Source organism: Actinomadura sp. NPDC048394 (assembly GCF_040651755.1).
Taxonomy (GTDB): domain Bacteria; phylum Actinomycetota; class Actinomycetes; order Streptosporangiales; family Streptosporangiaceae; genus Spirillospora; species Spirillospora montaniterrae.
This window is the reverse complement of the sequence record NZ_JBEZJL010000006.1, coordinates 35,945-57,908: the sequence shown is the minus strand read 5'-3', so window position 1 is coordinate 57,908 and position 21,964 is coordinate 35,945. Positions and strand designations below refer to the sequence as shown.

The window sequence follows — 21,964 nt, the reverse complement described above, 5'->3', positions numbered from 1 at the left end:
ATCCGTAGCCTCAAGCTGATGTTCGACGTCGTGATCCGGGGCGGGACGGTGCTGGACGGCACCGGCGGCCCGGCACGCCGCGCCGACGTCGGCGTCTCCGCCGGACGGATCGCCGCCGTAGACGCCTTGGCGCGCGCGCAGGCGGTCACCGAGATCGACGCCACGGGCCGGTACGTGATGCCGGGTTTCATCGACGCCCACGTCCACGGCGATGCCGCCGTCTTCGACCCGGACGCGCAGGAGGCGGCGCTCCGGCAGGGCGTCACCACGTTCGTGCTGGGCCAGGACGGTGTGTCCTACGCGCCGGCGAGCGCGGAGACGCTCCGGTTCGTCACCCGGTACTTCGCGCCCGTCAACGGGACGCATCCCGGGCTGGACGGCGCGGTGTCGGTGGCGGAGCTGCTGGACGGCTACGACCGGCGCACGGCCCTCAACACCGCCTACCTGCTCCCGCACGGGACGATCCGGCACAGCGCGATGGGGACGGCGCGGCGGGCCCCGGACGCGGCGGAGCTGGCGGCCATGCGCGCGCAGGTGGAGCGCGGCCTGAGCGAGGGCGCGGCCGGGTTGTCCACAGGCTTGGAGTACGTGCCGGGTGCCTACGCCGAGGTCGACGAGATCGCCGCGCTATGCGAACCCGTCGGCGCGGCAGGGCTCCCCTATGTCACCCACATGCGCGGCTACGAGGCCGATGCCGCGCGCGCTTTGACGGAGGTGCTGGAGATCGCGCGGGCCGGACGCGTCGCCCCGCACGTGTCGCACCTCCACGGACCGGGGGACGCCCTGGCCCGCCTGGTCGGCGACGCGCGCGCCGAAGGCGTCGACCTGACCTTTGACAGCTACCCCTACCTGCGCGGATGCAGCACGCTGACGCTCGTCGCGCTGCCGCCGTGGCTGCCGCTCGCCGACCTGGACGCGGCGCTGGACGCGCTGGCGGACCCGGCCGTCCGGGCGCGGCTGGAGCGCGACTGGTTCCCGCGGCGCGCGGACGTCTGGCCGCGGATCACGCTGTCGCACGTCCCCGCCGACGACCTGCGCTGGGCCGAGGGCATGACCCTCCCCGGCGCGGCTCGGCAGGCCGGGCGCGGGGTCGGGGCGTTCTGCTGCGATCTCCTCGTGGCGACCCGGCTGGAGGCGGGGTGCGTGTTCGCGCAGCCGCCGTCCGCCGTCGAGGAGTCGGTGCGGACGCTGCTGCGGCACCCCGCGCAGATGGCCGGCTCCGACGCCGTCTACCAGGGCGGGCATCCGCATCCGCGCGGCTGGGGCGCGTTCGCTCGGCTGCTCGGCCGGTACGTCCGCGAGCTGGGCGACTGGACGTGGGAAGAGGCCGCCGCGCACCTCGCCGGGCGGGCCGCCGCGCGGTTCCGGCTCGCCGACCGGGGCCGCGTCGAGGCGGGGCACGCCGCCGACCTCGTCGTGCTGGACCCGGGCACGGTCACCGACCGCGCCAGTTACGAGCGGCCGCGCGTGCCGGCGGAGGGCGTCGAGCACGTCCTGGTCAACGGGGTTCCCGTGCTGACCGGCGGCGTCCTCGACCTGGCGGCCCGCCCGGGTCGGGCCCTGAGGCCGCGCTGATCATGGCGCCGGGGCGCCGTATCCTCGTCTGGCCCGGTGCCGCCGTCCACGAGAAGAGCTGATGGACTCCTCCCTCTACGTCCTGGTGGAGGACCTGCGCGGCGTGGACGCCGCGCGGGTCCTGGCCCACGGGGTCACCTCGATCACGGTCGGCGCGGCCTACCATCGCGCCCGCGACGTGACGCCCCACGGCCGTTCCCGCGTCACGTTCCGCCACGACGGCGTCCATTTCCCGCTGGACGGCCACTTCGATGGGCTTCGGCTCGTCCCGCCTGTGCGTGAGGGCGCGGACGAGGAGCCGCTGCGCGCGCTTCGGGAGGAGACGCGCGCGCTCGGCGTCTCCCTGCACGGGTGGGGCGTGTTCCTGCACAACACCACGCTCGGCCTGGCGTTCCCGGACGTCACGCAGGAGAACTGCTTCGGTGACCGCGCCGCGCCCGCCGACCTCTGCCCGTCTCACCCGGATGTCCGCGCCTACGCCGTCGCCCTAGGCCGCGCCATCGCGCGCCAGGGAATGGACTCCGTCGTCGCCGAATCCCTGCACTTCGGGACGTTCGGCCACGGCTACCACCACGAACGCTCGTTCGTGGACCTCGGCCCGGCCGCCGAGTTCGCCCTCGGCCTCTGCTTCTGCGAGCACTGCCGCCGCCGCGTTCCGGGCGCCGACGAGGCCCGCGCCGCCGCCGTGCGGCTCGCGGCGTCCGTGCTGGACGGAGGCCCGCCCGCCGAGCAGATCCCGGACGTCCTCGTCGAGTTCGCCCGCGCGCGCACGCCGGTCGTCACGTCCCTGGCCGCCGAGGTCGCCGACGCCGTCGCCGCGGCGGGCTCCCGGCTCACGTTCATCGACCTGACCGGCGCCATGAAGGGCTACGCGGACGGCCTCCCCACCGGTGCCCCGGCCGCCGCCGATGCCTGGCAGCTGGGCATCGACCCGGTCTCGCTGGCGCGGACCGTCCCGTCCTATGCCGCCCTCTGCTACGCCCAGGAAGCCGGACGGATCGCCGAGGACGTCGCCGCCTACCGCGCCGCGCTGGGCCCGGACACCGAACTCCGGGCCGTCCTCCGCCCCGGGCACCCCGACACCACGTCCGCGGAACACCTGGCGGCCACGGCCGAAGCGGCCCGCACGGCGGGCGCCGACACCATCGACTACTACCAGTACGGCCTGGCCACCCTCGCCGACCTGGCCCGCATCCCTTGAACCGTGGCGTGGTCGCCGCACCTCAGCGAGCGGCGTCGAGGTTCGTGGTGACGCGGTGCAGCGTCTCGCGGAGAGCGAGGAGTTCTTGGAGGTCCAGGCCCGTCGCCTCCAGGATCCGGGTCGGGACCTCCGCCGCGCGCGTCCTGAGCGCGGCGCCCTGGCCGGTGAGGTGCACCGACACCGAGCGCTCGTCCTCGCGGCTGCGGCGCCGCTCCACCAGGCCCGCCGCCTCCAGCCGTTTGAGCAGCGGCGACAGCGTCCCCGAGTCGAGCCGCAGGCGCTCGCCCAGCCGCTTGACCGTCGGGCCGTCCGCCTCCCACAGCGCGAGCATCACCAGGTACTGCGGGTACGTCAGCCCGAGGCCGCTCAGCTCCGTCCGGTAGAGCGCGTCGAACGCCCGGGACGTGGTGTGCAGAGCGAAGCAGACCTGGTGATCGAGCCGCATCAGGTCGCCGTCGGGAATCCCGGTCATGCCCGCCAGTCTACGTTTGCGCCCATTGAGTTGTCCGCAACCGGATCTCCGCGGCCGTCCGGCTGCGGCCAGCGGGCCTCCAGCGGGGGCTCAGGCGGCCTCCAGCCGGGGGTCAGCGGGCCTCCAGCCGGGGCGGCAGCTCGAACGCCGCGAAGACCCGCGCGTCCTGGAAGACGACGTTGCGGGCCAGCCCCTCGGGCCGCACCGTGAAGACCTGCAGCGTGTGGAGCACGTACCCGCCGTCGTCGTCCCGGTGGTAGGCGGCGACGGCCGGCTGCGCGTTCGCCGCCGTCCGCACCATCCGCCACTCGGTCGCGCGCATCGCGAAGAGCCGCTCCATGAACCGGCCGTAGGCGTCCCTGCCGAGGTACCAGAGCGGGACGGGCGGCATCTCCAGCACCGCGTCGTCCGTCAGCAGCGCGACGAGCCCCGCCACGTCGGCGGCCTCGAACGCCCGGACGTAGCGGTCCACGACCGCGTCGACCGCGCCGTCGTCCGGCTCGGCGACGTCGTCCTCCACCGGGGACGCGCCCTCCAGCCCGGCCCGGGCCCGCTGCAGCGCGCTGTTCACCGCCGCCGGGGTCGCCCCCAGCAGCTCCGCGACCTCCGCCGCCGGGAACTCCAGCACGTCGCGGAGGATCAGCACCGCCCGCTGCTTCGGCGGCAGCGCCTGCATCGCCGCGATCAGCGCCAGCCGCAGGCTCCCCCGCCGGACGGCCCGCTCCGCCGGATCGCCGAGCAGCGCGTCCGGGAACGGCTGGAGCCACGGCACGTCCAGCGACGGCGCGAGCGGCGCGTGCGGGTCGTCGCTCGGGCCGCCGAGACCGGACGGCAGCGGCCGCCGCGACCGGCCCTCCAGCGCCGTCAGGCACGCGTTCGTCGCGATCCGGTACAGCCACGTCCGGACGGACGCGCGCCCCGGGTCGTAGCGCTCGCGGGCCCGCCACGCGCGCAGCATCGTCTCCTGGACCAGGTCCTCGGCCTCGTGGACGGCGCCGAGCATCCGGTAGCAGTGCACCAGGAGTTCGCGCCGGTAGGGCTCCACGCGGGCGGCGAAGTCCTCGTCCATCAGCCGGACGCCGGCGGGTCGGCGAAGATGCCCTTGAGCAGTCCGGTGGCCTGGCCGACCTCGATGAGGTAGCCGTCGGGGTCGCGCATGTAGCAGCGGATCTCGGCCTTGCGGTCCAGCGGTTCGGTGAGGAACTCGACGCCCTTGGCGGTGGCGTCCGCATAGAAGGCGTTGATGTCCGCCACCCGGACGTTGAGGAAAGTCGACACGGGATCGCCCGGGGAGGGCGGTGTAAGGACGATGTCAGGCTTGTCCGGTGTCGGTCCGCCGCCCGGGTTCATGATGATCCAGCTGTTCGCCACCTTCACCGTGGCGGGGTTCTCCTCAAGGATCACCTCCCCGCCCAGGACGTTCACATAGAAGTCCCTGGAGGCGGCGACGTCCCGGACGGTCAGGAAGTGCGTCAGCACCAGCCCTTCGGCCGGCGCGGGGAAACCACCTTGGCCGGGCATCCCGGCTCCCTTCTCTCGTCGCGCTACACCCGGTACGGGGCCCAGCGGTTCGGGTCCTCCTCCAGCGAGCCGCGGTCCCAGTCGCCGAGGTCCGCGGCGGCCTCGTAGGTGCTCTGGAGGAACGCGGACAGCGTCCGGTCCGGATCGTCGGCCGTGGCCACCGCCTCGTACGGCAGCAGGAACTGCCCATTCTCGCGGCTGTAGAACGCCGCGTCCGGCATAACGGGACGATCCGCGAACCCCTCCGGCTCCGGGTAGGCATAGGCGTAGAAGGCGCCCTCGTCGAGGCCGGGCCAGAACCCGCAGCTGCTCAGCTCCCGCGAGTACCCCTCCACCATCACCCAGTCCCCGCAGTTCGGCGCGCCGCCCGGATGCCGGGGCGCCTCGCGCCCGGAGAACCGGGTGCAGGCGAGGTCCATGGCGCCCCAGAAGAAGTGCACCGGGCTCACCTTGCCGACGAAACGGGACCGGAACTCGCCGAGCACCCGGTTCGCCTGCAGCAGCTGCCGCCAGAACAGGTGCGCCGCCTCCGCGTCGTAGGACGCGTGCTGGTGGTCGTCGGCGAACGGGATCGACGGCTCCACCTCGTTCGGCCGCGCCTGGATCGTCGTCTCGATCCCGAGCCCGACGAGGTGGTCCATGGTCTCGGCGTAGAAGTCGGCGACCGGCTTCGGCTCCAGGGCCACCTGGCGCTCCTCTCCGCTGCTGGAGCGCAGGCGCAGCACGTCCGAGACGAAGTCGAACTCCATGTCGAACGCGCCGGCCGCGTACGGGATCGCCGAGGTGGTGAGGCCGCGCGGGCTCACGTACAGCGTGACCTGCCACCAGTGGTTGACCAGCGGCGCGTGCGCCATGCGGATCTTCCCGACGATCTGCGTCCACATGTGCAGGGTGTCCCGCGTGCCGGTCCAGTCCGCGACGCGCAGCCGCGGCCACGCCCCCTGCCTGTGCTCACCCACTGGCGTCCCCCTCGCGCGCACGCCTCCGCGGGCGCTGGGGGACGGCCCGCCTCCTACGGTCGCCGTCCTACCCCGCGTCCCCCCGGGCAACCGTCGGGACGGGCGGGCGGCGTCTACTGTGGTGCCGTGCGCTACGAGGTGACGGAGGCCGACACCGCGACCGCGCTGGGCAGCGGCGACGTCCCGGTGCTCGGCACCCCGCGGATGATCGCGTGGATGGAGGCGGCGACCGTCCGGGCCGCCGCGCCGCTCCTGGCCGCGGGGCAGACGACGGTGGGCGTCGCGATCCGCGTCGAGCACCTGCGCGCCACGCCCGTCGGCGGGACGGTGGACGTCACCGCCGAGGCGCCGGACGGCGCGTCCGGCCGCCGGCTCACCTTCGCGGTGCGGGCCGTCGACGGTGCCGGAACGGTCGTCGCGGCGGGCGAGATCGACCGCGCGATCGTCGACCGCGACCGCTTCACCGAAGCGGCCGGCCGGCCCCCGGGAACATGACCGGCCGGTCAGGCGCTCGGCCCGAACCGGTCAGGCGCCCCGGGCGGCCGGGACCGCGGTGATCTCGATCCCGCCGTCGGAGGCGCCGACGGCCGCCGTGGCGCCCTCGTCCAGCTCCCCGCGCAGCAGCATCATCGACAGCCGGTTGTCGACCTCCCGCTGGATCGTGCGGCGCAGCGGGCGCGCGCCGAACTCCGGCTTGTAGCCGCGCTCCACAAGCAGGTCTTTGGCCGCGTCGGACACGTCCATGCCGACGTCCTGGCCGCGCAGCCGCTGCCGCGTCCCGGAGAGCAGCAGGTCGACGATCCGCCGCAACTCCGGCCTGCCGAGCCGGTCGAACACCACGATCTCGTCGATCCGGTTCAGCAGTTCGGGCCGCAGCGTCCGCTCGACCAGGGCCATGACCTGCGCTTCGAGGTCCGCCGCGGGCTCCTCCGGCTGCGAAAGGATCATCTCGGCGCCGATGTTGCTGGTCATGATGACGATGGTGTTGCTGAAGTCGACGGTGCGGCCCTGCCCGTCGGTGAGCCGTCCGTCGTCCAGGATCTGCAGCAGGACGTTCATCACGTCGGCGTGCGCCTTCTCGATCTCGTCGAACAGCACCACGCTGTGCGGGCGGCGCCGGACCGCCTCGGTGAGCTGCCCGGCCTCCTCGTAGCCGACGTATCCGGGCGGGGAGCCGACGAGCCGGGAGACGGTGTGCTTGTCCTGGAACTCGCTCATGTCGATGCGGACCATGTGGTCGTCGCCGCCGAACAACGTCCCGGCCAGCGCGCGCGCCAGCTCCGTCTTCCCGACGCCGGTCGGCCCGAGGAACAGGAAGCCGCCGATCGGCCGGTCCGGGTCCGACAGGCCCGCGCGCCCCCGCTGGACGGCCTCGGCGACCGCCTGGACGGCCCGGTCCTGCCCGATGACCCGCTCGTGCAGGTGGCGGCCGAGGTTGAGGATGCGGTCGCGCTCCTCCTCGGTGAGCGTCTGCACCGGGATGCCGGTGCTGCGCGAGACGACCTCGGCGATGTCGGTGGCCATCACCTGCGGGGCGGTGTCCTCGTGGTGCCGGGCGGCCTCGATCTCCGGCCGCAGTTCGTCGATCTCGGCGGCGAGCTCCTTCGCCCGGTCGAACTGCTCGGCCCGGACGGCCTGGTCCTTGTCGCGGTGCAGCGCGTCCAGCCGCTCCTCCAGCTCGCGGGCGCCCTGGTCGGGGGCCTGCGCGCGCAGCCGGACCCGGGCGCCGGCCTGGTCCATCAGGTCGATCGCCTTGTCCGGCAGGAACCGGTCGCTGACGTAGCGGTCGGACATCGTCGCGGCGGCGTCGATCGCCTCGTCGGTGATCTTCACCTGGTGGTGCGCCTCGTAGGCGTCCCGCAGCCCGGCGAGGATCTCCACCGTCTGCTCGACGGTCGGCTCGGACACCAGCACCGGCTGGAAGCGGCGCTCCAGCGCGGCGTCCTTCTCGATGTTCCTGCGGTACTCGTCGATCGTGGTCGCCGCGACGACGTGCAGCTCGCCGCGGGCGAGCGCGGGCTTGAGGATGTTCGCCGCGTCCATGCCGCCCTCGGCCGAGCCGGCGCCGACGAGGGTGTGCACCTCGTCGATGAAGATCACCAGCTCGTCGGAGTGCTCCCGGATCTCGTCGATGACCTTCTTGATCCGCTCCTCGAACTCGCCCCGGTACTTCGAGCCCGCGACCATGCCGGTGAGGTCGAGCGCGACGACCCGCTTGCCCTTGAGCGTCACGGGCACGCTCCCGTTGACGATCCGCTGCGCGATGCCCTCGACGATCGCGGTCTTGCCGACGCCGGGCTCGCCGATCAGGCACGGGTTGTTCTTGGTGCGCCGGGACAGCACCTCGACGGCCTGCTCGATCTCCTCCTCGCGGCCGACCACCGGGTCGATGTCGCCCTCGCGGGCCTCCTCGGTGAGGTCGCGGCCGTACTCGTCGAGGGTCGGCGTGGTGCCGGACGCCCGCGCCCCCGCCGACGGGGCGGCGCCCGCCCGGGCCGTGCCGCCGCCCGCCATCGCGTCCTGGAACCCGTCGGCGGTGACGCCCTGCGACTCCAGCAGCCGCGCCGCGGGCGACGCCGGGTTGGCCATGAGCGCGAGCAGCAGGTGCTCGGGGCCGATGTACGACGAGCCGAGCGCGCGCGACAGGCGCTGCGAGTCGAGGATCGCCCGCTTCGCGGCGGGCGACAGGGTGCTGGGCGCCCCGCCGGGCGTGCCCCGGGAGGCCGTCTCGGAGACCTGCTTGACGATCCCGTCGGGGTCGGCGCCCGCCGCGCGCAGCAGGGACCGTCCGGGGTCGGCGCTCGCCCCGGCCGCGAGCAGGTCGAGGACGTCCAGGTCGGGCGCCCCGCGGTCGGCGGCGAGCTGGACGGCGGAGGACAGCATCGCCCGCGCGGGCTCGCTCAGCAGCCTGCCGACGTCGACCCGCTGGACGCCGGGCCGCGCCGGGGGCCAGCTCTCCTGCCCGCCGAACACCCGCCCGGCGAGCATGTCGAAGCCGCGGAACGGGTCGTCGAAGAAGGATCCGAAAGGCGAGGACACGCTGACCCCCAAGGCGTCATGGACATTCGTCCACAAGGAGGTCGCCTCGCCCTGGCTGCACTAATCCCAGCGAATCCCCAAAATCGGGTGACCGAGGGGCCGCGCGGCGGCCTTCAGGTGAGCCGGGACCGGGTGCGGCGGAGCAGCCGGAGCAGGCAGCCGCCGGCGGCCAGCGCGGACGCGAAGGCGGCGGGCGCGGCGGCGAGCAGCCACAGGCCCGTCCGCCACGTGCCCTGCAGCAGGTAGGCCACCGCGAACAGCAGCAGGACGAACGTCAGCGTCGTGAGCAGTCCCGCCGCCAGGGCCGCGGCGATGATCAGGACGGTGCGGGCGAGGGCCCGGCCCACGGCCGCCCTCCGGGCCCGCGGCCTGCGCGCGGAGGCGTGCGGGCGCGGCGCGGGCGGCGCTCCCAGTGTTCCCGGCATTCCTCGTGTTCCCCGTGCTCCCGGCGGGCGGGGCGGCGCCAGGTCCGCGACGGCGGCGGCCGGCCCGGCGGCGGCCCGCGCGCGCAGTCCCCGGCGCTCCCCTCGGTATCGGGCCCCCGGTGCCGTGTTCCGCTGCGGCTCGCTGCTCATCGTCTTTCTTCGTCGTGTCGATGTCGACCGTCGAGTCTTCCAGGGAGGCCGCGCCGGGCCGGCGACCCGCGGGGAGCGCGGCGATTCCCGGCGGGCATCGCAAGCGCCGCAAAAAGCCCCGTTTCCAGGGGCCAGAATTCCGGTCTTTCCCGGGAAAGCGTCCGAAACGGGAGAAATGAATGATCGGCCTTCCGCCGGGTATGGAGCAGCCACCATGGGCCTGACCGTGCAGAGCCGGGCCGACCCGGTGCACACCGATCTGGTCGTCGTCACGCTGACCGGCGAGGTGGACGTGGCCACCGCCGGCCGCCTGCGCGACCACCTCGCCGCGCTGATCGCCCGCGGCGCGCGCCACCTCGTGCTGGACTTCTCCGGCGTCGCGTTCATCGACTCCAGCGGGCTCAGCGTCGTCGCCGGGATCCACCGGCTGCTGTGCTCGCCCGATCACACGGGTCCCGGCTCCGCGCAGGACGGCGCCCACGAGGACGGCTCCCGCGAGAACGGCGGCGCGCCGGGGACGCTCGCCTTGGCCGCGGTGAACCTGCGGATCCGCGAGGTCCTGCGCACCACCGGGTTCACCCGGTTCGTTCCGATCTACTCCACGGTGGAGCCGGCGGTCGCCGTGCACCGGACCACGGTCCCGCCCGACGGCTCCTGACCCGGCGCGCTCACCCGGACGGCGGGACGCCGGTGCCGTCGTCGCCCGGCGGCGGGGCGGCCAGCGCGTCGTCCAGGGTCGGGTGGACCGGAAGCCGCCGGTCGACGTGCGTGACCTGCAGCACGTACAGCACCTCGCCGCTCAGCGGCCCGGCCAGCACGGCGCTGCCGCCGCGGCCCTCGGCCGCCAGGTAGAAGCGCAGCAGCAGGCTGAGGCCCGCCGAGTCCAGGAACCGCAGGCCGCTGAGGTCCAGCACGACGTGCTCGCCGTGCTCGCGGCGCAGCGCCCGCATCCGCTGCTCGGCGTGCTGGACGGTGTCCACGCCGAGCTCCCCGGCCAGCACGATCACGGCCCGGCCGGCCACGGCGCGGCCCGTCACGGCGCATTCGGCCATCCGCCGCCTCCAGGTCCTCGGGAGCGCCGTCGCCGCAGGCCGGACGGCTGTTCCGGACGGCTCGGGGCGACGCTTCGGGTGGAATGTCCGCGAAGCGTACTCGCTGCACGGCGGTGGCGGGCCGGTCAGCGGGCGAAGTACGCGCGGACGGTGGTGCCGCCCGCTCCGGTGTGCACGCGGACGAGGTCGGCGAGCCGGTTGACCAGCAGCAGGCCCCGCCCGCCGGGCTCGTCGGGCGGCACGGGACGGCGCCCCGCGAGCGGGTCGGCCAGGTGCCCGCCGTCGCGGACCTCGACGATCACGTGCGCGCCGTCGTCCCAGACGGCGAGGACGCCCGCGCCGCCGCCGTGCCGGACCGAGTTCGCGGTCAGCTCGCTGACGGCCAGCTCGACGCTCATCACGCGCCGCTCCGGCATGCCCGCCCCCGCGGCGCACCGGGCGGCGAACGCCCTGGACGCCTCCAGCGAGCCGAGGTCGAACGGCATCCGCCCGGCGGACTCCGGAGGCGCGGGCAGGGGCACGTTGTGAGCGGCGACCACCGTCTCGGGCGCGTAGCGGTCGCTGGCGCGCGTCCCGGCGGCGTCGATCAGGACGGGATGGGTGCGGGCCGCCTCGTCCAGCACCCGCCGGTCCAGCCCGCTGGCGTCGTACGGGCACAGGATCGACACGGCGCGGCCGGCGAACGCCGGGTTGATCAGCGCCTCGTGCTGGGCGCACGCGGGGTACTCGGCTTCGCTGCGGGACGGCCATATCGGCTCGCCGACGATCCGGACCCGCCGCCCCGGATGGCGGTCGGCGAACGCGCGCAGGACGCCGGGGATGATCCGTCCGGGGTTGCGCCCGGCCCGGGTCATGTCGACCCAGTGCACGCGCCGGGCGCCGGACCCGAGGCGGCCGGCCACGGCGTCGCGCAGCGGTCCGAGCCGCCAGGCGGGCACCGCGACCGCGACCGGCTCGCCCGCCGCGACGCCCTCGGCCACGAACGGGACCGTCCCCGCCAGGTACTCGGCCCGCCCGCGGTAGAACAGCGCCGGGTGCCGGAACGGGCCGCCCGCCGCGTCCGGGTGCGTCCCGCTCATGGCCGTTCCTCTGGCTGTGCTTCGCGTCGAATGGTCCGCCGGGCCTCGTGCCCGCGAGCACGGGCCACGGCACCCGCAGGATACGGCTCCCCGGCAGGACCGCCGGATCAGTGCAGGCTGAGCGGGGTCTCGGAGTTCACGCGGGTCAGCTTCTCGGGGTTGCGGACGTAGTAGAGGCCGGTGATGCGGCCGCCCTCCACGCGGGCCGCCATGACGCCGTCGAGTTCCCCGTCCATCCGCAGGACGAGCGCCGGCCCGCCGTTGACGAGGGTGGGCTCGGTGGTGATCACGGCCTTGGTCTTGCCGGTGCCGCCGACGATGTACCGGGCGACCTTCGACGCCCCGACGATCGGCCGCGGCCCGGCCTGCTTGATGCCGCCGCCGTCGCCGATCAGCACGATGTCGGGCGCGAGGACGTCCAGCAGGCCCTGCAGGTCGCCGGTGTCGAGCGCGCGCTTGAACGAGTCCAGCACCGCCTGGGTCTCCCCGGCGGAGACCGTCTCGCGGGGGCGGCGGGCGTCGACGTGCTTGCGCGCCCGGTAGGCGATCTGCCGGACGGCCGCGGGGCTCTTGCCGACCGCGGCCGCGATCTCCTCGTAGCCGACGTCGAACGCCTCGCGCAGCACGAACACGGCGCGCTCGGTCGGCGACAGCGTCTCCAGGACGAGCATCAGCGCCATCGACATGCTCTCGGCGAGGACGGCGTCCTCGGCCACGTCCGGCGCGGTGAGCAGTGGTTCCGGCAGCCAGGGGCCGACGTAGGACTCCTTGCGGCGGGTCATCGCCCGGAGCCGGTTGAGCGCCTGCCGGGTCGTGATCCGGACGAGGTAGGCGCGCGCGTCCTGCACCTGGCCGAGGTCCACCTTGACCCACCGCAGCCACGTCTCCTGGAGGACGTCCTCGGCGTCGGCCGCGGAGCCGAGCATCTCGTAGGCGACGGTGAAGAGCAGGTTGCGGTGGGCGACGAAGGCCTCGGTCGCCGGATCGGTGGCCTGGCCGTCGGCGTCGGCGGGGTCGGCAGTGTCGGCGCCGGCGGGGTTGGCGGCCTCGTCGGCCGGGTCCGTGGTGCCGTCGGCGCCGTCGGCCGGGTCGGTGGCGTGGTCGTCGGTCATGTCCTCGTCCCTGTCCTGTGCCGGATCCGCCGGCCCGTCACTTCGATCCGGGGAGCCCGGTCGCGCCGATGCCGGTGCGGGCGCTGAACCGGGCGCCGCGCACGACCCCTTCCTTGGTCATCGCGGCGGCCCGTCCGGCGAGGAACCGGCGGCGCGGGCTGTCGTCGCGGTGCGACGGCTGGATGACGCCGTCGCGGCGGCCGAGGCTGATGCACGTCGCGACGTAGTCCACCGAGTACGCCTTGAGCGGGCGGCCCTGGATCATCCGGGCCACCGTGTCGGCGGCGTGCGCGCCCTGCGGTTCCGCCGTCTGGCAGGACATGCGCGATCCCGGGACGGCGGCGCAGTCGCCGGCGACGACGATCCGCGGGTCGCCGGTGCTGCGCAGGTACTCGTCCACGAGGGCGCGGCCCCGCTCGTCGACCTCCAGGCCGCTGCGCGCGGCGAGGTCGGGGACCGCGCCGATGACGGCCCACAGGGTGAGGTCCGAGGCGAGCTGCTCGCCCGAGCCCAGCAGCACCTCGCCGTCGTCCCGCACTTCCGTCACCGTGTCGTCCAGCACGGTCACATTCAACCGTTCCAGGCCGGTCCGCACGCGCGCGCGGGCCTTCGCCGAGAGCGACGCCGCGAAGTCCCGCCCGACGAGCCGCACCGTGAGGCCAGGGCGGGCGTGGGCGACCTCGGCGGCGGTCTCGATGCCGGTCGGCCCGGCGCCGACGACGGTCACCGCGGCGCCCGCGGGCAGGGCTGCCAGCGCCGCGCTGGCCTGCCCGGCCCCTTCCCACGTCCCGACCGGGACGGTCCCGGGCAGCGGCGTGAGCGTGCTCCCGACGGCGAGGACCAGGTAGTCGAAGTCCAGGGTCTCCCCGCCGTCGAGCACCACGCACCCGTCGCCGATCTTCTCGACGGCGGCCTGCCGCGTGCGGATCCCGGCGCGGAGCATCTCCGCCAGCGGGGTCGCGGCCCGGCCCGTCCCGGCGATCTGCTGGTGCAGCCGCACCCGCTCGACGAACTCGGGCCGCGGGTTCACCACGGTGATCTCCGCGCCCGGCGCCTTCTTCGCCAGCCGGTTCGCCGCGAGCGTCCCGGCGTATCCCGCTCCAGCCACGATCACCTTCATGTCCGCCTCCTCCGTCTGGATGGGTCTGCCCACAAGACACCGCGGAGGCCGCGCGCATAACAGCGTCGCAGGTAACGTGCGTCACACCGCCGAGACGGGGGCGGGCGCCGGCCGGGCGGCCCGGCGCGAGAGGGCCCGGTCGAGGAGCGCGGCGGGCACGACGGCGGCGGCGAGGGCCGCGCCGATCCAGGTGACGGCGGTGACGCCCGCGCCGGCGTCCAGCGCGACGCCGGCGAGCGCCGGGACGAGGCTGATGCCGAGCTGGAACGCCGAGACGGTGGTGGCGCCCGCGAGCGTCGGCGCGCGTCCGGCGATGGCGAACACCCGCCCGTAGATCGCCGGGTTCAGCACGAACCCCGCGACGCCGAGGAGCAGGACGAGCGGGACGACGGCCCACGCGTGCCGGGCGAGGAGCGCGAGCAGGACCGAGCACGCGAGGATCCCCGCGGCCCCGGCGAGAAGCGCGTGCGTGGGCCGCCGGTCGGCGATCCGGCCGCCGGCCGACAGCCCGGCGAACGCGCCGGCGCCGAACAGCGCGAGGATCCCGGGGACCCACACCGCGGGGACGCCGGTGACGCCGGTCAGCAGCGGCGCGAGGTAGTTGAAGGTGATCATGTAGGCGGCGGTGCTGAGCAGCGTGGCGGCGTACACGACCCACAGCTGCGGCCGCCGCATGGCGCCGAGCTCGCGCCGCACGCTGGGCTCCTCGCCGGCGCTCGTCGCGGGCACCGCGGTCAGGCTCAGGACGGCGCCGAGGGCGGTCAGCGCGGCGACGCCCCAGAACCCGCCCCGCCATCCGGTGAAGTGGCTGAGCAGCGCGCCCGCCGGGCCGCCCGCGATCATCGCGAGGCTGAGCCCGGAGACGACGACCCCGGAGGCCCGCGCGGTGCGGTCGGGGGCGACGAGGCCGACGGCGGTGACCGCGGCGACCGCCCAGTACCCCGCGTAGGCGAGGCCGCAGACGAAGCGGCAGGCCAGCAGCACCGTGTAACTGCCGGTCAGCAGCCCCGCCGCGACCGCGACCGCGAACACCGCCTGGGTGGCGACGAGCGTGGTGCGGCGCGGCCAGCGCAGCGTCAGGATCGCGAACGGCGGCCCGCCGATCACGACGCCGATCGCGAACGCCGAGATCAGCGCCCCGGCGGACGGCAGGCCGACGCCGAGGTCGCCCGCGATGTCCGGCAGGACCCCGGCGAGCAGGAACTCGGCGCTGCCCATCGCGAACAGGCTGAACGCGAGCAGGTACACCGCGAGCGGCAGCCTCCCCCGGGACGGCGCCGCGCTCATCGGCTCCCACCGCCCACGAGGGCGGCACGGCGCCGCGCGACGGCCCCGGCGACGTCCTCTTCCAGCAGGTCGTTGTTCATGGCGAACGCGGCGGCGGAGCCCATACCGGCGGCGGTGACGACCTGCGCGCGCGGATCGGCGACGTTCCCCGCCGCCCACACGCCCGCCACGCTGGTGCGTCCGGTGCGGTCGGTGATGACCCATCCGTTGCCGTCCTTCGCGCAGCCGAGCCCGGTCAGCAGCCCGTCGTTCGGGACCATGCGGGGGAAGAGGAACGCGGCGTCGCGGGGGACGACCCGGCCGTCCGCGAGCGCGACGCCCCGCAGCCGGTCCCCGTCGACGGCCAGGTGCTCGATCCGTCCTTCGACGATGCGCAGCCCGCGCGCCTCCAGCCGTTCGCGGTCCTCGGCCGTCAGGTCGAGGGTGTGGGCGAAGAAGGCGACGTCGTCGCTCCACCCGCGCAGGAGCAGCGCCTGGTGCACCGCGCCCGGGCTGGTGCCGAGGACGGCGAGGGGCCGGTCGCGGACCTCGAACGCGTGGCAGTAGGGGCAGTGCAGCACGTCCTTGCCCCACCGTTCGCGCACGCCGGGGATGCCGGGCAGTTCGTCGCGGAGCCCGGTCGCGACGAGGATGCGGCGGGCGGTGAGCACCGGCCCGCCGTCCAGGCGCACGTGGAAGCCGGGCTCGATGTGCTCGACCCGTCCGCGGATCAGCCCGACGCCGTACCGGGCGATCTCGGCGCGGCCGAGGTCCAGCAGCGTCGCCGGGGGCAGCCCGTCGCGGGACAGGAAGCCGTGCATGTGCGCCGCGGGCGCGTTGCGCGGCTCGCCGGCGTCGATCACCGCCACCCTGCGGCGGGCGCGCCCGAGCAGCAGGGCCGCGTTCAGCCCGGCCGCTCCGCCGCCGATCACCACCACGTCGTAGGCCCCGTCGCCGGCGGCGCTCCGCACGCCGCCGGCCTGGTCGTTCGTCGCCTCGTTCACGGCGATCACCTCCGCCGCCGATGCTCCGGTCCGGGGCGACAGTCCGACAACTTCCGTTGCTGTTTCCGGGACGCGGGGGGTGGAATGGGGAGATGACCGAGCACTCCCCGGCGGCCCCGGCCGGCGCGATCGCCGACACGCTGGCGCAGGTCGGCCCCCGTCTCAAGCGCGTCCGGACCCGGCGCGGCGTGAGCCTCGCGGCGCTGTCCGAGGCCACCGGCATCTCCAAGAGCACGCTGTCCAGGCTGGAGACGGGCCAGCGGCGCCCGAGCCTCGAACTGCTGCTGCCCATCGCGCAGGCCCACCAGGTGCCGCTGGACGAGCTGGTCGGAGCGCCGCAGGTCGGCGACCCGCGCGTGCGCGCCAAGCCGGTCGTCCGCAACGGCCGCACGGTGATCCCGCTGACGCCGCACCCCGGCCCGATCCAGGCGTGGAAGTCGATCATCCCGGCGGACCAGAACACCCCCGACCCGTGCACGCACGAGGGCTACGAGTGGCTGTACGTGCTGTCCGGGCGGCTGCGGCTCGTCCTCGCCGACCACGACCTCGTCATGGGCCCGGGCGAGGCCGCCGAGTTCGACACCCGCCTGCCGCACTGGTTCGGCCCCGCCGGCGACTCACCCGTGGAGGTGCTCAACCTGTTCGGCCGCCAGGGGGAGCGCGTCCACATCCGCGCCCGGCCGCGCCCCCGCGGCACCACCGGCCGGTGACGGCTCCGCGCTCGACGGCTCCGCGCCCGACGCGGCGATCGCGGCGACCATCGCGCGGGCCTTCACCAGGATCTCGGCGAACTCCTCCTCCGGGTCGGACAGCGCGACGATCGCGCCGCCCACGTTGAAGGACGCGCCGCCGCCGGGCACCGCGACGATCGTCCGGTTGACGACGCTGAGCTCGCACGCGCCGCTGAGGGAGAACCAGCCGAGCGCGCCGGAGTAGACGCCGCGGGCCCGTCCTTCCAGCCGGTCGATGATCTCCATCGTGCGGACCTTCGGCGCCCCCGTCATCGACCCCGGCGGGAACGCCGCGCGCGCGCACCCGACCGCCGTCACCCCGTCGCGGAGCCTGCCCTCGACCGTGGACACCAGGTGGTGGACGGGCGCGAACGACTCGACGTCGAACAGCCGCGGCACGCGGACGGAACCGACGGCGCACACCGTGTTCAGGTCGTTGCGGACGAGGTCGACGATCATGAGGTTCTCGGCGCGGTCCTTCTCGCTGCCCGCCAGCTCGCGGCGCAGGTCCGCGTCCTGCTCCGGGGTGGCGCCGCGCGGCCGGGTGCCCTTGATCGGCTTCGACCGCACCAGCCCGCCGGCGCCCACCGCCAGGAACTGCTCCGGCGAGGCGCTGAGCACCGCGACGCCGGGGAAGTCCAGCAGCGCGCCGTACGGGACGGGGCTCACCCGCCGGAGGTGCGCGAACGTGGCGGCGGGGTCGATCGCGGCGCGGGCGGTCGCCGTGTTGGACAGGCAGATCTCGTACGACTCGCCGTCGCGGATCTCGTCGAGGCACTCGCCGATCAGGGCGAGGTAGGCGTCCCGGCCGTGGTGCAGTTCCACGGGCGGTTCCGCCGCGCCGTCGCCGGTCAGCGGCCTGATGGGGGCCGCCGGCCCGGACGGCAGGCCGCGGACGCGTCCGGCGGTGGCGGCGAACCACGCGTCCACCTCGGGGTCGTCGGCCCGGCGGCTGAGGCGTAGCAGGTAGGACTCGCCTTCCGCGTGGTCGATGACGAGGGCCCGGTCGGCGAACACCATCGCGGCGTCCGGGGTGGGCGAGGCGTGCGCGGCGGTACCGCCCGTCTCGGCCTTCAGCTCGTACCCGAGGTAGCCGACGTATCCGAGGCGGAACCCGAACGGCAGATCGTCGCCGGCGGCGGGAAGCGCCCGCCGCGTCACCTCCCGTTCGAGGTAGTCGAAGAACGAGCCGGTCTCCTGCTCCGACACCGTCCCGTGCTTGTCCACCCGGACGCGCCGCTCCTCGACCCGGTACGTCACCAGCTCGCCGAGCGGTCCGGCGCCGTCGCCCATCATCGTGAACCGGGACGTCCCCTCGGCGTGCGTGCCGCTGTCCAGCCAGAACGCGCCCGGCCGTCCCGCGAACACCGTCCGGTAGGCCGCCTCGGGGTCGGGCGCCGCCGCGAACCGGTGGACGTGCAGCCGGTACGGCCCGGTGTCGTGGTGGGCGCGCGTCAGGTCGCGGAAGTTGGCCAGCAGCTCGCGGCCGTGGCCGGTGCAGATGGACTCGGGGTGGAACTGGATGCCCCAGATCGGTGCCGACCGGTGCCGCACTCCCATCAGCACGCCGTCGTCCGACCAGGCGACGGCCTCCAACTCGTCGGGCAGCGCGGTGACGGCCAGCGAGTGGTACCGGACGACGGGCATCGGCGACGGCAGCCCCGCGAAGAGGCCCTCACCGGTGTGGACGACCTCGGACACCCGTCCGTGCACGGGTTCCGGCGCGTGCTCGACCTTCCCGCCGAGCCGGTGGCAGATCCCCTGATGCCCCAGGCAGACGCCGAGCAGCGGCAGCGACCACTCGTCGATCACCCGGGCGCCGATGCCGAAGTCGCGGTCGCGGTCGGGACGTCCCGGCCCGGGGGAGATCACCACGTTGTCGAAGTCGGCGGCCGACAGCCCCGCCCAGTCGGCGTCGTTGCGGACGACCGTCGGCGGCCGCCCGTTCACCTCGCCGAGCAGCTGGTACAGGTTGAAGGTGAACGAGTCGTAGTTGTCGATCAGAAGTGTCCGCATCGGCGACCGCTCCCGGGCGTCGTCATGGATCGCCCAGGCGCACGGCGGCCGTGTCGGGCCGCTCCCCGGTGGTGCTCCACCCTAGGCGCCAGTCACGGCCCGCCCACACTGTAACCGCAGGCGGCGCCCTGGCCGCCAGGCCGGCCGGGGGCCCGCGGTGGTCAGGCCGGTTGGAGGCCGCGGAGGGTGCGGTCCAGGACGGCGCCGACCTCGACGCGCGCGGCGGCCTGGTCGTCGGCGCGGGCGATGACGAGGCTCGCCTCGATGATCATCGCGACGATCAGCCGGGCCAGCACCTCCGGCGGCTGCCGGTCCAGCTCGCCGGCGTCCATCGCCCGCCCGAGCCATTCGGTGAGCAGCCGCAGCCCGTGCCGCTCGGCGAGGTCGTTCCAGGCGTCGGCGCCGAGCACGATGGGTCCCTCGACGAGCACGAGCCGCTGGAAGTCGCTGTCGACGCAGGTGTCGAGGAACGCGGCGAGGCCGTCGCGGATCTGCGCCAGCGGCCCGCCGGCCGCCGGCCGGTCGAGCTGCTGGCGGATCAGCCGCTCGGCCAGCTCCGCGCCGACCTGCTCGACCACGGCCCCGAACAGCGCGGCCTTGTCGCGGAAGTGGTGGTAGAGCGCGCCGCGGGTGACGCGGGCCGCGGCGACGACGTCCTCGGTGCCGGTGGCGGCGTACCCGCGCTCGGCGAACAGCGCGCGGGCGGCGCCCAGCAGGGCGGCACGGGTGTCAGCGGCATGCTCCGCGCGTCGAGACGGCGTCATACGGCGAATCTATATTGACATACAGCCACCATGTTTCATACTCGCTGTATGGAGCATCGTCCGGATGCCGGGACGGTCCGGCGCACGGACGACACCCGCGGAACGGGGAGGCGCACATGGGACTGCCCATGCGGCTGGCGGTCAAGATCGGGACCCATCTGGTGCGGCAGAGGCTCCGCGGCACCGCGAAGTTCCCGATGATCATGGAGCTGGAACCGCTGTTCGCCTGCAACCTCAAGTGCGCCGGCTGCGGCAAGATCCAGCAGCCCGCGTCGCTGCTCAAGCAGCGGATGCCGGTGGAGCAGGCGGTCGCCGCCGTCGAGGAGTGCGGCGCGCCGATGGTGTCGATCGCGGGCGGCGAGCCGCTGATGCACCCGCAGATCGACCGGATCGTCGTCGAGCTGCTGCGGCGCCGCAAGTTCGTCGTCCTGTGCACCAACGCGGTGCTGCTGCGCAAGCACCTGCACCGCTTCCGCCCGCACCGCGACTTCGCGTGGATGGTGCACATCGACGGGCTGAAGGAGCGCCACGACGAGTCCGTCAGCAAGGACGGCGTCTTCGACCAGGCCGTGGACGCGATCCGGGCCGCCAAGGCCGCCGGGTTCGCCGTCTACACGAACTCGACCTTCTACAACACCGACACGCCCGAGACGATCCGGGAGACCCTCGACTACCTGAACGACGAGCTCGGCGTCGACCGGATGGAGATCGCGCCGGGCTACGCCTACGAGAAGGCTCCCGACCAGGAGCGGTTCCTCGGCGTCCAGCAGACCCGCGACCTGTTCGCGGCGGCGTTCGCGGGCGGCAAGCGGCGGCGCTGGCGGCTCAACCACTCCCCGCTCTACCTCGACTTCCTCGAAGGCAAGCGCGAGTTCGCCTGCACTCCGTGGGGCGTGCCGTCGTACTCGCTCCTCGGCTGGCAGAAGCCCTGCTACCTGCTCGCCGACGGCTACGCCGCCACCTGGAAGGAACTGCTGGAGACCACCGACTGGGACGCCTACGGGCGGGGCCGCGACCCGCGCTGCGACAACTGCATGGCCCACTGCGGCTACGAGCCCACCGCCGTCCTCGCCACCACCCAGTCCCTCCGCGAGAGCCTCCGCGCGCTCGCCGGGTGACGTGCCGCGTCCTGTCAGCCCTCCTCGATGAGCATCTCCGGGCGTCCCATGGCCAGCAGCCACGGGGGCAGGATGACGACGCACAGGAGCGGCAGCAGCTTGATGTCGGTGACGACGGCGACCGCCATGAACAGGCTCAGCCAGCCCTGCCGGGTCAGGGCGACGAGGAGGCCGAGCACCCCGGAGCTGATCGCGAGGGACACCGGGACGGCGTCGACCAGCCGGTTGGCGAGCAGCCCGATCGCGAGGCCGGTGAACACCGCCGGGAAGATCCGCCCGCCGCGGAACCCGCACGCCGCGGCGACCAGCAGCGCGGCGAGCTTCACCACGACGATCAGCAGCAGCCCGCCGGTCGAGTGCGACGACACGTGCTCGGTGAGCGTCTTCATCTCGTCCAGGCCCTTGAACAGGGTGATCCGGCCGCCGATCGCGCCGAGCACGCCGAGCAGCGCCCCGCCCGCCGTGATCGCGACCACCGGGCCCGGCAGCCGGTGGAACGCGGCGTGGACGTGCGGGAACGCGTACACCAGCAGCAGGCCGAGCGCGCACGCGGCGAGGGCGATGACCGAGCCGCTGAGGAGGTCCGCGAACTCGAAGCGGCGGTAGCCGGGGACGTCCACCGTCAGCATCGGCGCGGCGAGCGCGACGGTGGTGAGCGCACCGGCGCCGGCCGCGACGAGCGGCGCGAACAGGCGGTCCCACAGCGGCGTGCCGGGCTTGCCCAGCGCCGTCTCCGACAGGATGAGCGCGGCGGCGACGGGCGTCCCGAACAGGGCGCCGATCGTCCCGGCCGCCGCGAGGCCGACCCACGCCTCGCGCGGCACGGCGGGCAGCAGCCGCCTGCCGAGCGCGAACGCCAGCGCGATGTTGACGGCGGTGATCGGGTTCTCCGGGCCGAGGCTGACGCCGCCGGCGAGCGTCAGCACGGTGGCGAGCAGCAGGCTCGGGACGACGGCGGCGGGGATCGGCGGCGCGACCAGGCCCTCGGTGGCGGGGTCGGGGCCGGCGCGTCCCGGGACCTTCGCGACGGTGAGCCCGACCGCGACGCCCGCCAGGGTGAGGATCAGGAACGTCCACCAGGCGGGCTCCCCGCCGATGCCGAGGGCGTGCGGCAGCCGGTCCCAGACGGCCTTCTGCAGCGCCTCGGCGACGGTGCTGACGCCGAGCAGGAGCAGGCTCGATCCGATGCCGATGAGCAGCGCGGGGAGAGCCAGCGCCAGCAGGGCGGCGGGCTTGGTCGCGGTGGTACTGCCGGCCACCCCGTCCTCCCCCCGGACCCGGCATCATCGATCTTCCTTCTCCCTACCCGCGAAGATCCGCCCGCGCTGAAACCCCTGGTCAAATTCACGCGGCGGCCGCG

General features: G+C 74.6%; 21 protein-coding genes and 1 riboswitch. Of the genes, 6 read left to right on the top strand and 15 right to left on the bottom strand.

Translation table 11 applies throughout. The annotated features are described in order from the left end of the window. The first annotated feature begins 18 nt into the window (after nucleotides 1-18). Together AB0C78_RS05355 and AB0C78_RS05350 are read left to right on the top strand one after the other, a co-directional pair. On the top strand, nucleotides 19-1,575 hold the full coding sequence (locus AB0C78_RS05355; RefSeq protein ID WP_360741989.1) for an amidohydrolase family protein: 1,557 nt from the start codon (nucleotides 19-21) through the stop codon (nucleotides 1,573-1,575). 61 nt (nucleotides 1,576-1,636) lie between these two features. Next, nucleotides 1,637-2,776 (top strand): hypothetical protein, encoded by a 1,140-nt coding sequence (locus AB0C78_RS05350; protein WP_360741986.1) that lies wholly within the window; start codon nucleotides 1,637-1,639, stop codon nucleotides 2,774-2,776. Nucleotides 2,777-2,798: 22 nt separating this feature from the next. Here AB0C78_RS05350 and AB0C78_RS05345 read toward each other — a convergent pair whose 3' ends face one another. The 4 genes from AB0C78_RS05345 to AB0C78_RS05330 all read right to left on the bottom strand — a co-directional run bounded on the left by AB0C78_RS05345 (nucleotide 2,799) and on the right by AB0C78_RS05330 (nucleotide 5,728). Further along, on the bottom strand, nucleotides 2,799-3,248 hold the full coding sequence (locus AB0C78_RS05345) for a MarR family transcriptional regulator (RefSeq protein WP_360741983.1): 450 nt from the start codon (nucleotides 3,246-3,248) through the stop codon (nucleotides 2,799-2,801). Nucleotides 3,249-3,360: 112 nt separating this feature from the next. Further along, entirely contained in the window at nucleotides 3,361-4,317 is a 957-nt protein-coding gene (locus tag AB0C78_RS05340) for a sigma-70 family RNA polymerase sigma factor (protein ID WP_151539892.1), read from the bottom strand. Further along, entirely contained in the window at nucleotides 4,317-4,769 is a 453-nt protein-coding gene (locus AB0C78_RS05335) for a VOC family protein (protein WP_151539891.1), read from the bottom strand. The genes AB0C78_RS05340 and AB0C78_RS05335 overlap by 1 nt, the downstream gene beginning before the upstream one ends. Nucleotides 4,770-4,792: 23 nt before the next feature. Next, nucleotides 4,793-5,728 carry a DUF5996 family protein gene (locus tag AB0C78_RS05330; protein WP_360741978.1) on the bottom strand — a complete coding sequence of 312 codons (936 nt, stop codon included), beginning with the start codon at nucleotides 5,726-5,728 and terminating at the stop codon, nucleotides 4,793-4,795. Nucleotides 5,729-5,854: 126 nt separating this feature from the next. On the opposite strand from AB0C78_RS05330, the gene AB0C78_RS05325 reads away from it, so the two are divergent. After that, complete coding sequence (locus AB0C78_RS05325) at nucleotides 5,855-6,223, top strand: hotdog domain-containing protein (RefSeq protein WP_360741975.1); 369 nt, start codon at nucleotides 5,855-5,857, stop codon at nucleotides 6,221-6,223. A gap of 30 nt (nucleotides 6,224-6,253) precedes the next feature. Here the strand turns inward: AB0C78_RS05325 and AB0C78_RS05320 are convergent, their stop codons facing one another. Both AB0C78_RS05320 and AB0C78_RS05315 read right to left on the bottom strand, forming a co-directional pair. After that, nucleotides 6,254-8,716 carry an ATP-dependent Clp protease ATP-binding subunit gene (locus AB0C78_RS05320; RefSeq protein WP_360742356.1) on the bottom strand — a complete coding sequence of 821 codons (2,463 nt, stop codon included), beginning with the start codon at nucleotides 8,714-8,716 and terminating at the stop codon, nucleotides 6,254-6,256. Nucleotides 8,717-8,880: 164 nt separating this feature from the next. Further along, the gene (locus tag AB0C78_RS05315; protein WP_360741972.1) at nucleotides 8,881-9,114 is read right to left on the bottom strand and encodes a hypothetical protein; all 234 of its coding nucleotides are present in this window, start codon (nucleotides 9,112-9,114) and stop codon (nucleotides 8,881-8,883) included. 442 nt (nucleotides 9,115-9,556) lie between these two features. On the opposite strand from AB0C78_RS05315, the gene AB0C78_RS05310 reads away from it, so the two are divergent. Continuing rightward, nucleotides 9,557-10,000 carry an STAS domain-containing protein gene (locus tag AB0C78_RS05310; RefSeq protein WP_360741969.1) on the top strand — a complete coding sequence of 148 codons (444 nt, stop codon included), beginning with the start codon at nucleotides 9,557-9,559 and terminating at the stop codon, nucleotides 9,998-10,000. Nucleotides 10,001-10,010: 10 nt separating this feature from the next. Here the strand turns inward: AB0C78_RS05310 and AB0C78_RS05305 are convergent, their stop codons facing one another. The 6 genes from AB0C78_RS05305 to AB0C78_RS05280 form a co-directional block, all read right to left on the bottom strand. After that, nucleotides 10,011-10,394, bottom strand: coding sequence for an STAS domain-containing protein (locus tag AB0C78_RS05305; RefSeq protein WP_360741966.1), 384 nt, complete (start codon nucleotides 10,392-10,394; stop codon nucleotides 10,011-10,013). 125 nt (nucleotides 10,395-10,519) lie between these two features. After that, the gene (locus AB0C78_RS05300) at nucleotides 10,520-11,473 is read right to left on the bottom strand and encodes an anti-sigma factor RsbA family regulatory protein (protein ID WP_360741963.1); all 954 of its coding nucleotides are present in this window, start codon (nucleotides 11,471-11,473) and stop codon (nucleotides 10,520-10,522) included. Between the two features lie 107 nt (nucleotides 11,474-11,580). Further along, nucleotides 11,581-12,585: an RNA polymerase sigma-70 factor gene (locus tag AB0C78_RS05295; RefSeq protein ID WP_360741960.1), complete on the bottom strand. Its 1,005-nt coding sequence runs from the start codon at nucleotides 12,583-12,585 to the stop codon at nucleotides 11,581-11,583. 37 nt (nucleotides 12,586-12,622) lie between these two features. Then, on the bottom strand, nucleotides 12,623-13,705 hold the full coding sequence (locus AB0C78_RS05290) for an FAD-dependent oxidoreductase (protein WP_360741957.1): 1,083 nt from the start codon (nucleotides 13,703-13,705) through the stop codon (nucleotides 12,623-12,625). A gap of 81 nt (nucleotides 13,706-13,786) precedes the next feature. Beyond that, a complete protein-coding gene (locus tag AB0C78_RS05285) occupies nucleotides 13,787-14,992 on the bottom strand; it encodes a Cmx/CmrA family chloramphenicol efflux MFS transporter (protein ID WP_360741954.1) in 1,206 nt (401 codons plus the stop codon). Next, a complete protein-coding gene (locus tag AB0C78_RS05280) occupies nucleotides 14,989-15,975 on the bottom strand; it encodes an NAD(P)/FAD-dependent oxidoreductase (protein ID WP_360741951.1) in 987 nt (328 codons plus the stop codon). Before AB0C78_RS05280 ends, AB0C78_RS05285 begins: the two co-directional genes overlap by 4 nt. Before the next feature lie 92 nt (nucleotides 15,976-16,067). Here AB0C78_RS05280 and AB0C78_RS05275 point away from each other — a divergent pair, with 92 nt between their 5' ends. Further along, the gene (locus AB0C78_RS05275) at nucleotides 16,068-16,685 is read left to right on the top strand and encodes an XRE family transcriptional regulator (RefSeq protein WP_360741948.1); all 618 of its coding nucleotides are present in this window, start codon (nucleotides 16,068-16,070) and stop codon (nucleotides 16,683-16,685) included. Here the strand turns inward: AB0C78_RS05275 and pabB are convergent. Then, nucleotides 16,593-18,722 carry an aminodeoxychorismate synthase component I gene (gene pabB, locus AB0C78_RS05270; protein WP_360741945.1) on the bottom strand — a complete coding sequence of 710 codons (2,130 nt, stop codon included), beginning with the start codon at nucleotides 18,720-18,722 and terminating at the stop codon, nucleotides 16,593-16,595. The genes AB0C78_RS05275 and pabB overlap by 93 nt on opposite strands. A 24-nt stretch (nucleotides 18,723-18,746) precedes the next feature. Beyond that, a riboswitch (ZMP/ZTP riboswitch) is annotated at nucleotides 18,747-18,828 on the bottom strand. A 55-nt stretch (nucleotides 18,829-18,883) separates the two neighbouring features. Next, complete coding sequence (locus AB0C78_RS05265) at nucleotides 18,884-19,486, bottom strand: TetR/AcrR family transcriptional regulator (protein ID WP_360741942.1); 603 nt, start codon at nucleotides 19,484-19,486, stop codon at nucleotides 18,884-18,886. Between the two features lie 116 nt (nucleotides 19,487-19,602). Here AB0C78_RS05265 and hpnH point away from each other — a divergent pair, with 116 nt between their 5' ends. Beyond that, complete coding sequence (gene hpnH, locus AB0C78_RS05260) at nucleotides 19,603-20,604, top strand: adenosyl-hopene transferase HpnH (protein ID WP_360741939.1); 1,002 nt, start codon at nucleotides 19,603-19,605, stop codon at nucleotides 20,602-20,604. A gap of 14 nt (nucleotides 20,605-20,618) precedes the next feature. Here the strand turns inward: hpnH and AB0C78_RS05255 are convergent, their stop codons facing one another. Further along, a complete protein-coding gene (locus AB0C78_RS05255; protein ID WP_360741936.1) occupies nucleotides 20,619-21,863 on the bottom strand; it encodes an ion channel protein in 1,245 nt (414 codons plus the stop codon). Nucleotides 21,864-21,964 lie beyond the last annotated feature (101 nt).

Coding starts and splice junctions, on each gene's coding strand:
- hpnH (WP_360741939.1), top strand. CDS start 19,603: ATGGGACTGCCCATGCGGCTGGCGGTCAAGATCGGGACCCATCTGGTG.
- AB0C78_RS05275 (WP_360741948.1), top strand. CDS start 16,068: ATGACCGAGCACTCCCCGGCGGCCCCGGCCGGCGCGATCGCCGACACG.
- AB0C78_RS05345 (WP_360741983.1), bottom strand. CDS start 3,248: ATGACCGGGATTCCCGACGGCGACCTGATGCGGCTCGATCACCAGGTC.
- AB0C78_RS05310 (WP_360741969.1), top strand. CDS start 9,557: ATGGGCCTGACCGTGCAGAGCCGGGCCGACCCGGTGCACACCGATCTG.
- AB0C78_RS05305 (WP_360741966.1), bottom strand. CDS start 10,394: ATGGCCGAATGCGCCGTGACGGGCCGCGCCGTGGCCGGCCGGGCCGTG.
- pabB (WP_360741945.1), bottom strand. CDS start 18,722: ATGCGGACACTTCTGATCGACAACTACGACTCGTTCACCTTCAACCTG.
- AB0C78_RS05300 (WP_360741963.1), bottom strand. CDS start 11,473: ATGAGCGGGACGCACCCGGACGCGGCGGGCGGCCCGTTCCGGCACCCG.
- AB0C78_RS05265 (WP_360741942.1), bottom strand. CDS start 19,486: ATGACGCCGTCTCGACGCGCGGAGCATGCCGCTGACACCCGTGCCGCC.
- AB0C78_RS05290 (WP_360741957.1), bottom strand. CDS start 13,705: ATGAAGGTGATCGTGGCTGGAGCGGGATACGCCGGGACGCTCGCGGCG.
- AB0C78_RS05355 (WP_360741989.1), top strand. CDS start 19: ATGTTCGACGTCGTGATCCGGGGCGGGACGGTGCTGGACGGCACCGGC.
- AB0C78_RS05295 (WP_360741960.1), bottom strand. CDS start 12,585: ATGACCGACGACCACGCCACCGACCCGGCCGACGGCGCCGACGGCACC.
- AB0C78_RS05320 (WP_360742356.1), bottom strand. CDS start 8,716: ATGCTCGCCGGGCGGGTGTTCGGCGGGCAGGAGAGCTGGCCCCCGGCG.
- AB0C78_RS05340 (WP_151539892.1), bottom strand. CDS start 4,317: ATGGACGAGGACTTCGCCGCCCGCGTGGAGCCCTACCGGCGCGAACTC.
- AB0C78_RS05350 (WP_360741986.1), top strand. CDS start 1,637: ATGGACTCCTCCCTCTACGTCCTGGTGGAGGACCTGCGCGGCGTGGAC.
- AB0C78_RS05285 (WP_360741954.1), bottom strand. CDS start 14,992: ATGAGCGCGGCGCCGTCCCGGGGGAGGCTGCCGCTCGCGGTGTACCTG.
- AB0C78_RS05335 (WP_151539891.1), bottom strand. CDS start 4,769: ATGCCCGGCCAAGGTGGTTTCCCCGCGCCGGCCGAAGGGCTGGTGCTG.